Raw genomic sequence first — 13,491 nt, 5'->3', positions numbered from 1 at the left:
TCCGCCCCGTGCGGCTTACGCCGCAGGTCACCTTCGTTGTCAACAAAAACCATACGGTCGACCTGCAGAACGTTGCAGATAAGGTAGTCAATCATGAGCGCTAGGCACTTTCTCTCCCTGCTGGATTTCACCACCGACGAATTGCTCGGTGTGATCCGCCGAGGCATCGAGCTTAAGGACCTGCGCAAGCGTGGCGTGCTGTTCGAGCCGCTGAAGAACCGCGTGCTGGGGATGATCTTCGAGAAATCCTCGACCCGCACCCGGGTGTCGTTCGAGGCCGGCATGATCCAGCTCGGTGGCCAAGCCATCTTCCTGTCGCCGCGCGACACCCAGCTGGGCCGTGGCGAGCCGATCGCCGACAGCGCCATCGTGCTGTCGAGCATGGTCGACGCGGTGATGATCCGCACCCACGCCCACAGCACCCTGACCGAGTTCGCCGCCCATTCCAAGGTACCGGTGATCAACGGCCTGTCCGATGAATCGCACCCATGCCAATTGCTGGCCGACATGCAGACCTTCGTCGAGCATCGCGGCGCGATCCAGGGCAAGACCGTGGCGTGGGTCGGCGATGGCTTCAACATGTGCAACTCGTATATCGAGGCTGCCCTGCAGTTCGACTTCCAACTGCGCATCGCCTGCCCAGAAGGCTACGACCCCGACCCACGCTTCCTGCAACTGGGCGGCGAGCGCGTGCAGATCGTCCGTGACCCCAAGGAAGCGGTGCGTGGCGCCCACCTGGTGACCACGGATGTCTGGACTTCCATGGGCCAGGAAGAGGAAACTGCACGGCGCCTGGCGCATTTCGCGCCTTACCAGGTCACCCGCGAACTGCTCGACCTGGCGGCACCCGACGCCCTGTTCATGCATTGCCTGCCCGCCCACCGTGGCGAGGAAATCAGCCAGGACCTGCTCGACGACCCCCGTTCGGTCGCCTGGGACGAGGCTGAAAACCGCCTGCATGCACAGAAGGCCCTTCTGGAATTCCTTGTAGAACCGGCTTACCACCACGCATGAGTCAATCCCTGCTGCTCAACCTGCGCGACCTCGCCTGTGGCTATGGCGACCAGCGTATCGTCCAGAACCTCAACCTGCACCTGAACGCAGGCGACATCGGTTGCCTGCTGGGCTCTTCGGGTTGCGGCAAGACCACCACCCTGCGCGCCATCGCCGGTTTCGAGCCGGTACACGAGGGCGAGATCCAACTGGCCGGCGAGGTCATCTCCCGCGCCGGCTTCACCTTGGCCCCGGAGAAGCGCCGGATCGGCATGGTGTTCCAGGACTACGCGCTGTTCCCCCACCTCACCGTGGCGCAGAACATCGCCTTCGGCATCGGCAAGCACCCCAAGCAGGCCGAAGTGGTCGAGGAAATGCTCGCCCTGGTCAAGCTCGGCGGCCTCGGCGGGCGTTACCCGCACGAGCTGTCCGGCGGCCAGCAACAGCGCGTCGCCCTGGCCCGGGCACTGGCACCGGAGCCGCAATTGCTGCTGCTCGACGAGCCCTTCTCCAACCTCGACGTGGAGCTGCGCCGACGCCTGAGCCACGAGGTGCGCGACATTCTCAAGAGCCGCGGCACCAGCGCCATCCTGGTTACCCACGACCAGGAAGAAGCCTTCGCCGTCAGCGACCATGTCGGGGTGTTCAAGGAGGGCCGCCTGGAGCAATGGGACACGCCCTACAACCTCTATCACGAGCCGCAGACGCCGTTCGTCGCCAGCTTCATCGGCCAGGGCTACTTCATCCGTGGCCAGATGAGCAGCCACGAGGCGGTAACCACCGAGCTCGGTGAGCTGCGTGGCAACCGCGCCTATACCATGGCCCCCGGCAGCTCGGTGGACGTGCTGCTGCGTCCCGACGACATCATCCACGCGCCCGACAGCACCTTGCGCGCGCAGGTCATCGGCAAGAGTTTTCTCGGTGCCTCGACCCTGTATCGCCTGCAGTTGCCCACCGGCAGCCAGCTCGAAGCGATCTTCCCCAGCCATAACGACCACCCGGTCGGCCAGGAGGTCGGCATTGCCGTGGCGGCCGATCACCTGGTGCTGTTCCCGGTGCCCGGCAGCGTTGCCGCGCAGTTGGCACGCCATGAAAACGGGGTACGCCGGGTCAGCTCGGCGCGCTGACCCGTGTCATTGCCAGCAAGGCTGGCCCTACCAGACAGGTAGGCGCCAGCCTTGCTGGCGAAGCGCCCGACGCCATGCCCTGGATAGATCACAGCATCAGCGTGCCACTGGCCACCCGCCGGGCCATACCACCGATCTTCACCCGCGCCCCTTCCAGGCGGCAAAACAGCTCCCCGCCCCTGGCCGAGCGCTGGAAGGCACGCAACTCGGACTTGCCCAGACGCGCCGCCCAGTACGGGATCAACGAACAGTGGGTCGATCCGGTAACCGGATCCTCCGGGATGCCAATACCGGGTGCGAAATAACGCGACACGAAATCATGCTGCTCGCCCGGGGCGGTGATGATCACCCCTAGCCCCGGCAAATCTGCCAGCGCCGCCATGTTCGGCGCACAGTCACGCACGGCCTGCTCCGAGGCCAGCACGACCATCAGCTCCTTGGTCTGGTACACCTCCTGCACCTCGCAACCCAAGGCCTCGGCCACCGCCAGCGGTTCTGCCAGCGGTTGCGGATCGATCCGCGGAAAGTCCAGCCACAGGTGCTCGCCTTCGCGGCTGACGCTCAACTGACCGGAACGGCTCTGCAGGTCCAGGCGCGAGGCCGTTTCGCCATACACCTCGAACAACACGTGGGCGGTGGCCAGCGTGGCATGGCCGCACAGCGGCACCTCGGTGCTCGGGGTGAACCAGCGAATCCGGTAGCCCTGCGCTTCGGCCACCACGAATGCGGTTTCGGCCAGGTTGTGCTCGGCGGCGATCTGCTGCATCAACCCGTCGTCGAGCCACTGTTCCAGGTGGTAGACCATGGCCGGATTGCCGGCGAAGGGGCGGTCACTGAATGCGTCGACCTGATGAAAATGCAGCTGCATGCCACGACTCCTGTGTTCGGCGAGAAAGGCCCAGAGCATGGAGTAATGCCCCAGGACCGAACAGTGACAGAGTCGTGGAATTTGAATCAGTACAGATGATCAGCCGCGGCCAATTTCGGCAAATTGCCCCTGGGTGTGGGTCGCCAGTACCGCTGCCGCCAGTTCCACCTCCAGGCCACGGCGCCCAGCGCTGACATGAATGGTTTCATATTGTTGCGCCGATTGATCGATGAAGGTGCGCAGGCGCTTCTTCTGGCCCAGCGGACTGATCCCACCCACCAGGTAGCCGGTGGCGCGCTGGGCAGCCTGGGGGTCGGCCATCTCGCATTTCTTCACCCCCGCCGCATGGGCCAGGGCTTTCAAATCGAGGCTGCCGACCACGGGCACCACCGCCACCAGCAACTCGCCTTTTTCGCTGCTGGCGAGCAAGGTCTTGAACACCTGTTGTGGGTCAAGACCGAGCTTTTCCGCGGCCTCCAGGCCATAGGAAGCGCTCTTCGGATCGTGTTCGTAGCTGTGCACGCGATGCTCGGCACGGGCTTTCTTCAACAGGTCCAGGGCGGGGGTCATGGCGGCTCCAGTGGCTCACAGGTCGGCGGCTACTTTAGGGCAAATCCGTCACACCAGCCAGCGCAAGCCCCAGGTTAGAGCAGCGGCCATGGATTCATGCCCAGGCCTGGCAGTCAGATTGTGGCCAGACGTTCATTTTCGACCTTTGACATCAGCGTTTCTTGTCTATATTTTTTCGTTTATGAATAAATGGTGCACTTATAAGGTGCACTTCCTGTACCCGCCCGTCGTCAATGGGGATTGATGCCGGGCATTTTGCTGTCGAGCGCCCAGCGCCTCACAACAACAAGAACCGAGGTCATACATGACGACTGCACTGCGACAACCGACATTATCCGCCCAATGCCTGGCCGAGTTCCTCGGCACCGCCCTGCTCATCTTCTTCGGCACCGGCTGTGTCGCCGCGCTCAAGGTCGCCGGCGCCAGCTTCGGCCTGTGGGAGATCAGCATCATCTGGGGGGTCGGGGTGAGCATGGCGATCTACCTCACCGCCGGCGTTTCCGGCGCGCACCTGAACCCGGCAGTGAGCATCGCCCTGGCGCTGTTCGCCGGCTTCGACAAGCGCAAGCTGCCGTTCTACATGCTGGCCCAGGTCTGTGGCGCGTTCTGCGGCGCCGCGCTGGTGTACTTCCTGTACAGCAACCTGTTCTTCGATTTCGAACAGAGCCACGCCATGGTCCGTGGCAGCCAGGCCAGCCTCGAGCTGGCCTCGACCTTCTCCACCTACCCGCACCCGGCGCTGTCCACCGGCCAGGCCTTCTTGGTCGAGGTGATCATCACCGCCATTCTGATGGCCGTGATCATGGCCCTGACCGACGACAACAACGGTCTGCCACGGGGTGCCACCGCGCCCTTGCTGATTGGCCTGCTGATCGCCGTGATCGGCAGCGCCATGGGCCCGCTGACCGGCTTCGCGATGAACCCGGCACGTGACTTCGGCCCAAAACTGATGACATTCCTTGCCGGCTGGGGTGAAGTGGCCTTCACCGGCGGCCGCGATATTCCGTACTTCCTGGTGCCGATCTTCGCACCGATTCTCGGCGCCAGCCTGGGTGCGGCCTTGTACCGCGGCCTGATTGCCCGCAACCTGCCGAGCGCGCACGCCGAAACAGCCCAGACCAACGATAATCCCCAGGGTGACACCCAGGTTTCCTGATGCCCGCGCCGTGCCCGAGGCCGATCAGCCCGCGCCGCCACGCCCTGACCTACTCCAATTTCTTGCAAGGCCATCGACATGACAGACACCCTGGACAAGAACTACATCATTGCCCTGGACCAAGGCACCACCAGTTCGCGGGCGATCATCTTCGACCGTGACGCCAACGTGGTCGGCACCTCCCAGCGCGAGTTCGCCCAGCACTACCCGCAGGCCGGCTGGGTCGAGCACGACCCGATGGAAATCTTCGCCACCCAGAGCGCCACCATGGTCGAGGCCCTGGCGCAGGCCGGCATCAGCCACGCCCAGGTCGCCGCCATCGGCATCACCAACCAGCGTGAAACCACGGTGGTATGGGACAAGGAAACCGGGCGCCCGGTGTACAACGCCATCGTCTGGCAGTGCCGGCGCAGCACCGAGATTTGCGCCCAGCTCAAGCGCGACGGCCACGAGCAGTACATTCGCGAAGCCACTGGCCTGGTCACCGACCCGTACTTCTCCGGCACCAAGCTCAAGTGGATCCTCGACAACGTCGAAGGCGCCCGCGAACGTGCCGAACGTGGCGAGCTGCTGTTCGGCACCATCGATACCTGGCTGATCTGGAAGTTCTCCGGCGGCAAGGTGCATGTCACCGACTACACCAACGCCTCGCGCACGCTGATGTTCAACATCCATACCCTGCAGTGGGACGAGAAGCTGCTGGATATCCTCGGTATTCCACGCCAGATGCTGCCTGAGGTTCGTCCGTCGTCCGAAGTCTATGGCAAGACCAAGAGCGGCATCGACATCGCCGGTATCGCCGGCGACCAGCAATCGGCGCTGTTCGGCCAGATGTGCGTCGAGCCAGGCCAGGCCAAGAACACCTACGGCACCGGTTGTTTCCTGTTGATGAACACCGGCGACAAGGCAGTCAAGTCGTCTCACGGCCTGCTTACCACCATCGCCTGCGGCCCGCGTGGCGAAGTGGCCTATGCCCTGGAAGGCGCGGTATTCAACGGCGGCTCCACCGTGCAGTGGCTGCGCGACGAACTGAAGATCGTCAACGACGCCTACGACACCGAGTACTTCGCCAGCAAGGTCAAGGACAGCAACGGCGTGTACCTGGTGCCAGCCTTCACCGGCCTCGGTGCACCTTACTGGGACCCCTATGCCCGTGGCGCGCTGTTCGGCCTGACCCGTGGCGTCAAGGTCGATCACATCATTCGCGCAGCCCTGGAGTCGATTGCCTACCAGACCCGTGACGTGCTCGACGCCATGCAGCAGGATTGCGGCCAGCGCCTGTCGGAACTGCGCGTGGACGGTGGCGCAGTGGCCAACAACTTCCTCATGCAGTTCCAGGCCGACATCCTCGGCACCTGCGTCGAGCGCCCGAAAATGCGCGAAACCACTGCCCTTGGCGCCGCCTACCTGGCCGGCCTGGCCTGTGGTTTCTGGAGCGGCCTGGACGAGCTGCGCGACAAGGCGATCATCGAGCGCGAATTCAGCCCGCAGCTGGATGAAGCCGCCAAGGAGAAGCTGTACAAAGGCTGGCGCAAGGCCGTGGACCGCACCCGCGACTGGGAAGACCACGACGCCTGAGGCTTGAGGTATACCGGGGCAAGCCCGCTGCTGCCTGATCGGTGGTGGTAGCGGGCTTGCCCGGCGACGGCCCTTTAGGCAATTACCAGGCTGGTCCTACACCCCGAGCTACGGCATCATTGCAGAATTTGTCCGGCTGCCCCAAAGGACCGCCCATGAATCTGCCTCCTCGCCAACAACAAATCCTCGAGCTGGTCCGTGAACGCGGCTATGTCAGCATCGAGGAGATGGCGCAGCTGTTCGTCGTCACCCCGCAGACCATCCGCCGCGATATCAACCAGCTCGCCGAGGTCAACCTGCTGCGCCGCTACCACGGTGGCGCGGCCTACGACTCGAGCATCGAGAACACCGCCTACGCCATGCGCGCCGACCAGATGCGCGACGAAAAGCAGCGTATCGCCGAAGCCGTGGCCCAGCAGATCCCCGATCACGCCTCGCTGTTCATCAATATCGGCACCACCACCGAATCCATCGCCCGCGCCCTGCTCAACCACAGCCACCTGAAGGTCATCACCAACAACCTGCATGTGGCCGCGATCCTCGCCGCCAAGGACGACTTCGAGGTGCTGGTGGCGGGCGGCACGGTGCGCCGCGATGGCGGCGTGGTCGGCCAGGCCAGCGTCGACTTCATCAACCAGTTCAAGGTCGACTTCGCCGTGGTGGGCATCAGCGGCATCGATGAAGACGGCAGCCTGCTGGACTTCGACTACCAGGAAGTGCGCGTGTCCCAGGCGATCATCGCCAATGCCCGCCAGGTCATCCTCGCCGCGGACTCCAGCAAGTTCGGCCGCAATGCCATGGTACGCCTGGGCTCGATCAACCTGGTCGACTGCCTGGTGACCGACCAGGCCCCTTCGGCCGCCCTCAGCCAGTTACTCAACCAGTACAAGATCCGGCTTGAGGTGGTGTGAGGGCCACTGAGCGCATGGCATGAGCCATTGGTCGCCTATGAGATCGCGCGCCGCCCGCGCGGCGCGATCTCGACCCCCTTGAAAATCTGCAACCGTTCACCCCTGCTTTTCACAAATGTTCATTTCCCTGTCATCCGATCAGTTTTTTCTATAAAGACTGACTGGCAGCCGCCTGTTCATTGCGCTAGTATTTTCGAAAACGAACATCAATGTTCGCATTCGATGCGAACGCCCCAGGAGGCCTTGCCCGTGTCCCAGCCCGTTTCGTCCCAGCCACCCCTGCACGACTGCTACGACCTCGCCGTGATCGGCGGTGGCATCAATGGCGTGGGCATCGCTGCCGACGCCGCCGGGCGTGGCCTCAACGTGTTCCTTTGCGAAAAGGACGATCTGGCCCAGCACACCTCCTCGGCCAGCAGCAAGCTGATCCACGGTGGCTTGCGCTACCTGGAGCACTACGAGTTCCGCCTGGTGCGCGAAGCCCTGGCCGAGCGCGAAGTGCTGCTGGCCAAGGCGCCGCACATCGTCAAGCCGATGCGTTTCGTGCTGCCGCACCGTCCGCACCTGCGCCCGGCCTGGATGATCCGCGCCGGCCTGTTCCTCTACGATCACCTGGGCAAGCGCAAGCGCCTGGGCGCCTCGCGCAGCCTGCGCTTCGGCCCGGGCTACCCGCTCAAGCCGGCAATCACCCGCGGCTTCGAATATGCCGACTGTGCCGTCGACGATGCCCGTCTGGTCGTGCTCAATGCCATGGCCGCCCGGGAAAAAGGCGCCGACATCCGCACCCGCACCCGTTGCCTGCGTGCCGAGCGCATCGACGGTCTGTGGCAGGTGGATCTGCAGCACGCCGACGGCAGCCTGCAGACCATTCGCGCCCGCGCCCTGGTCAACGCGGCCGGCCCGTGGGTGGCCAGCTTCATCAAGGACGACCTCAAGCTCGACGCGCCGTACGGTATCCGCCTGATCCAGGGCAGCCACCTGATCGTGCCGCGCCTGTACGAGGGCGAACACGCCTACATCCTGCAAAACGAAGACCAGCGCATCGTCTTCTGCATCCCGTACCTGGAGCGTTTCACCTTGATTGGCACCACCGACCGCGAATACAGCGGCGACCCGGCCAAGGTGGCGATCACCGAGCAGGAAACCGACTACCTGCTGACCGTGGTCAACGAACACTTCAATCACCAACTCGACCGCAGCGACATTGTGCATACCTACTCAGGCGTGCGCCCACTGTGCAACGACGAGTCGGACAACCCCTCGGCGGTCACCCGCGACTACACGCTGGCACTGTCCGCCAGCGAGGGCCAGGCTCCATTGCTGTCGGTATTCGGCGGCAAGCTGACCACCTACCGCAAGCTGGCCGAGTCGGCCATGGCCGAGCTCAAACCTTATTTCACCCAGATGCGCGGCAGCTGGACCGCAGGCGCGGCGCTGCCTGGCGGTGAGCAGATGACGTCGGTGCAGGCCCTGGTCGACGCCGTACTGGCCCAGCACGGCTGGCTGCCGGTCGATATCGCCCGCCGTTGGGTGCTGACCTACGGCAGCCGCGTCTGGCAGTTGCTCGACGGCGTCCATGGACCCGACGGCCTCGGCCAGGCCATTGGCGGCGGCTTGTTCTCCCACGAAGTGGACTACCTGTGCCGCGTGGAATGGGCGTGCGACGCCGAGGACATCCTCTGGCGCCGCACCAAGTTGGGCCTGTTCACCAGCGCCGCCGAGCAGCAGGCCCTGAAAGACTATCTGCAACAGCGCCTCCAGGCCCTGACCAGCACCGCTGCAGCGTGAACCGTCTTTGCAGCCCTCAGACGCCGTCAGTATCGGGATGATGACGCGCCCAGGCCTCCTCGGTCAGGGCGCGTATCAGCTCTTTCTCCAGCGCGAGATGTTCTTTCATCAAGGCTTCGGCACTCGCTTCATAACCGGCTTCCTGCCCCGCCCTGGCTTGTGCCTCGAGCGCTTCCAGGCGGGTGTGGAATGACTCGGTCTGCACCTTGAAGCGATCGGCATAGGTTTCACGCAGGTACTGCTGCCAATAGGGACGCTCGACCAGGGCGTCCCGAATGGCGGCATCGGTGTTGGCGCCCAGCACGTCGAGCTCCGCTCGCCTGAGACTCACGACCGCGACATTGGCGAAAGCCGGGTAGTGCATCTCGTCCGGGGCAACTGGTAAATCGAGCGATCGCGCCAACCTCGAGCGGTAATACAGCTGCACTTCTATTTCATCGACATTACGTACCCCTTGTGCGCGCATCTGTCGTGCATGACGAGCGGCTATGTCATCGAGCAGGTCAAGTCGATGCAACTGCCTGCCCAGGCGCAGGTAGCGCCGCTCCTTGAGTGCAGCAGGAACCCCCTCCATGCCCTCGTACGCCAGGACACCCGTCTCCAGCTGGTTGAGCAGATAGACCAGGCGATCCTCGCAGCTTCTCGGCGCCTGGGCCTCGCTGAACACGTGCTCGCGCAGCCCCTCGTTGTGCTCGCAGGCCTCAAGGATGTTCCAGACGCGTCGTCGATAACCACGGGGGTTGTCGTTGAATTCCTCGCTTTCAGCGAAGTCGGCGAGAAACTGGAACAATCCGCTCGAGTTGTGCTCCTCCAACAGCCGGTTCCAGGTCGCCTCGCGCTGCAAACGCAAAGTGTCGCTGCTGGTCGCGACCCAACTGGCACGGGTATCGGCATCGGGCGCTTCATGCACATAGGAGGCACTGCCTCTGGCCCCCGGGCTGGCAATACCGCGCACCTCGTCAAGAAACGCAGCGCTCTGCTCCGTCAATGGGTTCTCATGCAGGCTTACGCCCTGAAGGCGCTGGCGCATTCCACGCACCTCTCGCTGCAGCTCGCGAATCCGGTTGTCGCGCAGGTCGATATGCGCCCGCAGCGTCAGGTGCTCATGCACTTCGTTCATGTCCACCTGGCCGGTGGCCCGCAGGCGTACATCGCGCACATGCGGCAGGGCGGACAGGTCAGGTAGCCCATTTAGCGGGTTGTAGCTGAGAATCAGGGTGTCCAGCCGCACCAGTTGGGCGAGCCGGTTGGGTGATGCGTCGCCCAGGGCGATGCGGTTGTCACCCAGATTGACCCTGCGCAGTTGGGTCAGTTGCTCAATCCCCTCCGGGACACGGGTTAGCCGGTTGTGGCTCAGGTCAAGGTCGACCAGGTTGGGAAAGCGGCCTAGAAAACCCGGCTCGATAACCTGCAACTGCATGTCGCGCAGCGCCAGACGGCGCACATGGGCATACTCAATGCCCTCAGGCAATGGCGGCAACTGCCCGACATGCTCGCCATCGATGCTCAACTCGTATTGATCGTTGCCATCCACCAGTTTACGCCGCCAGCTGCGCCTGAACGTGTCGGCGACGCGACGGCGGCGTATGGCATCCATGGGGGTCTGCCAGTCGGCCTGCCATTGGCGCAGCGACTCACGCAACTGATCGAGTTGCTGCTGCAACCGCTGGTAATGGTCCCATGGGTTCTCGCCCCTTCTGCGCACGGCAGCGAGATAGGACTCCAGCTGCACCTCGCTGAGCGTCGGGAAAATGCGGTGGATACCTCGTCTGATCGCCTGCTGGCTGCTTTCGCCACCGGTGCTCAAGGCATACCCCAGGCGTCCGTCGCCAAACCTGCGCGGCGGCAGGACCCGCCCCCCCGGGCGAACCAGGCCGATAATCTGCGCGGCCTGTTCGCGGTCGGCGCTGGCCGCCGCCAGCAACCAGTCGCGCAATTGCCAGCTCGACAGGTTCGCATGCCCCATGGCGGCTTTCTGCCCTTCACTCAGGCACCGCAGCACTGCCGCGAGCAGGTGCCCCTCAGTGCCTTCAGGGGCTCGTTCTGCATCCGCCAAGCGATAGCCAGCCTCATCACGGACTATCTGTTTCACCTGCGCCGCCTCGCCCGCACGACTCTGGCTCAGCAGCAACCCCTGGCTGTTGCCGCTGCGCAATTCGATACGGGTGTCCGCCGGCCAAGGCTGCTTGCGCTCGATCAGCCCCAGCACAAGCCGCTCGGTATCGGCATTGATCGCCCGCGCCTGGCGAATCCCGAGACAGGCCAGGTCGACACGGGTGTCCCGCACCTGGCAGCGCGCGCGCTCAGCCATGGCCAAGGGCACCCGGGCGGTGCTTCGCAACCGGTCCAGTTGCACCGAGCAGGCCTGCTCGATGACCTCCTGCGCGCCGCGGGCGGTCAGTCCGGAGAACGCCGTCATCAACAGCGACTGCTCGTGGGAGACGCCCTCCTCGGCACTGGCCAGCCGCGCCGCCAGCGCCTCGCGAGTGAGCGTCCGGTCTGCTTGGTAGGCCGCAAGGCGCTCACGGCTATCGAGCAACCTGGCGGGTGCAGGCGCCTGCTCGGCAGCAAGACGGCGCACCTGTTCATGGGAAATACCGGTGATGCTCGACAGACTGCGGGCCTCCTCCTCCAGCAGTTCGCCACTCATCCCCCCGGACAAACCGTCCATCAACGCCGACAGGCTCTGTTCGCGCTGCACACTCGGCATTGCCTTGGCCAGCTTCAGTTCTCCGGACGCCGAGGCCACCGGCCATAACCCATCGACGGAGGCGACACGGGCCACCGCCGGCACGACATGCGCGGTCGCCGAGAAAAGAATCAGGTTGGCTGCCACGTCAAAGGCATGGTCCAGCGCCCCCTGGCGATCGCCCAGCCGCCAGTCCTTGTACCCTTCATACACCTGCTCGGCGACCTGCAAGGCACTGACGGCCAGCAGCAGTTCCCCCACCACCGGAATGAACAGCCCGGCCAGGCCAAGCAGATCCATCCCGGCGGCCAGCATGCCCTCCAGCCGCTCGTGGCGATCCTGCAAGTCCTCTTCACCGGTGGGGACCGCCAGGCAACGCGCGTCGTCATAGAGTTTTTCCACCTGCAGCCTGCGCACGTGGGACGCCCAGGCGGTATCGATGGGCAGGTTACGCCCATCCAGCTCCGGCGTTTGGCCTGCCGCCGTATCGATGACGGCCCTGGCCAGGGCAACAGCGAACGCCACCCGGTCCCGCTGCCTGATAAAACGGCTGAAGAACTGCTGGTAAGCCCGATCTCGCAAACGCTCGGCCAACACTGCGTAAAGGTTCGCCCAGGACTCATGCACGCTCAGTGCACCCAATGGATCGCCCGGTATCCAGGCGATGACGGCCGCCGGCTGGCCCTCCCGGGCCTCGAGCTGCACGGTGACCACCCCGACGATGACTTTACCCAACAGGCGCAACTGCCGCGGGGTGATGTCGTCGGTGACCTTGGCTGCGCCTGTAGTGGTGGTGAACAGTGGCAGCAGGCGCTGGTAGCAGGGCTGCTCCAGCTCGCCCTTGATGCGCGCCTCGTGCACCGCGGCCTCCAGGCTTGCCCGCAGGGTGTCCTGGAACAGCTGCTCGACCCGCCGACGCCCTTCGCCTTGCGCCTGACCTGGGTGGGCCTTGGGCGCAAGCACGCCGTGCAGCAACGCTTGGTAAGCGCCACCCAGGTCGAGTTGCCGGCAAAGCCTGGCAAAACGCTCGAAACTGAGCGGCAAGGGGGCCTTGTGCTGGCCGCGCAGAAGCGCGATACGAAAAATCGACCGCTTGGTTTCAGCTTCATGGTAGTTGTGCAGCGCGGCCGCCAACAAGGATTGCCGGGAGGTGATCGTGCGTCTGGGCACATGGATTTTTTCCGCGGCGGAAGGGTATTGGATTTCCTGGTGGATGATGACCTGGGCGGTGCGGACATCCACGTTGTGCAGACCGGCATCGGCCAGCGCCTTTTCCAGGCGCGGCGCCGCGAAAGCATCGAGGGGCGCAATGGCGCCCAACAGGTTGCCCAGGCGTTGCGCGCAGTCCTGCTGGGTACGCAACGCCTGATGGTAGGCGTTCAGTTGTTCTTGCTTCTGCTTGTGCTGTGCCTCGTCGGTGGCGGCTACCTTCAGCCAAGCGGGAAGGCGCCGGGCAATAAAGTGGTCGATCGAGTCCTGGGCAAAAACATTCTCGGCATTCATGGCGTGACCTTCTGCGTGAAAAACCACAGGACATCACGTCGAGTCGGCACTGTTGCGGTACTTAGGCCTCAATTCATTCGGATTTCCGAACACTAAAACAGTATTCATTCGGAAATCCGCCCCCACCATTGCCTTCGCTTATCGTCACAAAAGCATGAGACCCTTGAATTTCACGGCGTTATGATCGGCATCAGGGCTTGGCACGAGTCATGCTCTACACTTGGTAGCCGAATGCACCACGCTTCATGCTGTATTCGTTGAACGAAAGAGTCCGCCAACGGCTCCATAAAAAAAACAAACACGTCGAG

9 protein-coding genes are annotated in these 13,491 nt (G+C 63.9%); 6 read left to right on the top strand and 3 right to left on the bottom strand.

All coding sequences use genetic code 11. The annotated features are described in order from the left end of the window. Positions 1–93: 93 nt before the first annotated feature. Positions 94–1,014 carry an ornithine carbamoyltransferase gene (argF, locus tag KSS95_RS08705; protein ID WP_217853304.1) on the top strand — a complete coding sequence of 307 codons (921 nt, stop codon included), beginning with the start codon at positions 94–96 and terminating at the stop codon, positions 1,012–1,014. Then, positions 1,011–2,120 carry an ABC transporter ATP-binding protein gene (locus KSS95_RS08700; protein WP_217853303.1) on the top strand — a complete coding sequence of 370 codons (1,110 nt, stop codon included), beginning with the start codon at positions 1,011–1,013 and terminating at the stop codon, positions 2,118–2,120. The genes argF and KSS95_RS08700 overlap by 4 nt, the downstream gene beginning before the upstream one ends. Before the next feature lie 88 nt (positions 2,121–2,208). On the opposite strand, the gene KSS95_RS08695 is transcribed toward KSS95_RS08700, so the two are convergent. Both KSS95_RS08695 and ybaK read right to left on the bottom strand, forming a co-directional pair. Continuing rightward, positions 2,209–2,988, bottom strand: coding sequence for a PhzF family phenazine biosynthesis protein (locus KSS95_RS08695; RefSeq protein WP_217853302.1), 780 nt, complete (start codon positions 2,986–2,988; stop codon positions 2,209–2,211). 99 nt (positions 2,989–3,087) lie between these two features. Then, complete coding sequence (gene ybaK / locus KSS95_RS08690; protein WP_217853301.1) at positions 3,088–3,558, bottom strand: Cys-tRNA(Pro) deacylase; 471 nt, start codon at positions 3,556–3,558, stop codon at positions 3,088–3,090. 304 nt (positions 3,559–3,862) lie between these two features. Between ybaK and KSS95_RS08685 the strand changes: the two genes are divergently transcribed. The 4 genes from KSS95_RS08685 (at position 3,863) to glpD (ending at position 8,991) form a co-directional block, all read left to right on the top strand. Next, entirely contained in the window at positions 3,863–4,714 is an 852-nt protein-coding gene (locus tag KSS95_RS08685; protein WP_217853300.1) for an MIP/aquaporin family protein, read from the top strand. Positions 4,715–4,792: 78 nt separating this feature from the next. Then, positions 4,793–6,292 (top strand): glycerol kinase GlpK, encoded by a 1,500-nt coding sequence (gene glpK, locus KSS95_RS08680; protein ID WP_217853299.1) that lies wholly within the window; start codon positions 4,793–4,795, stop codon positions 6,290–6,292. Between the two features lie 155 nt (positions 6,293–6,447). Beyond that, the gene (gene glpR, locus KSS95_RS08675; protein ID WP_217853298.1) at positions 6,448–7,203 is read left to right on the top strand and encodes a DNA-binding transcriptional repressor GlpR; all 756 of its coding nucleotides are present in this window, start codon (positions 6,448–6,450) and stop codon (positions 7,201–7,203) included. 249 nt (positions 7,204–7,452) lie between these two features. Continuing rightward, complete coding sequence (gene glpD / locus KSS95_RS08670) at positions 7,453–8,991, top strand: glycerol-3-phosphate dehydrogenase (RefSeq protein WP_217853297.1); 1,539 nt, start codon at positions 7,453–7,455, stop codon at positions 8,989–8,991. Between the two features lie 16 nt (positions 8,992–9,007). Here the strand turns inward: glpD and KSS95_RS08665 are convergent, their stop codons facing one another. Continuing rightward, on the bottom strand, positions 9,008–13,183 hold the full coding sequence (locus tag KSS95_RS08665; protein ID WP_217853296.1) for an NEL-type E3 ubiquitin ligase domain-containing protein: 4,176 nt from the start codon (positions 13,181–13,183) through the stop codon (positions 9,008–9,010). Positions 13,184–13,491: the final 308 nt, after the last annotated feature.

Source organism: Pseudomonas muyukensis (assembly GCF_019139535.1).
Lineage (GTDB): Bacteria > Pseudomonadota > Gammaproteobacteria > Pseudomonadales > Pseudomonadaceae > Aquipseudomonas > Aquipseudomonas muyukensis.
Note: the sequence above shows the minus strand (reverse complement) of the source record. Positions and strands in the feature narration are given on the sequence as shown.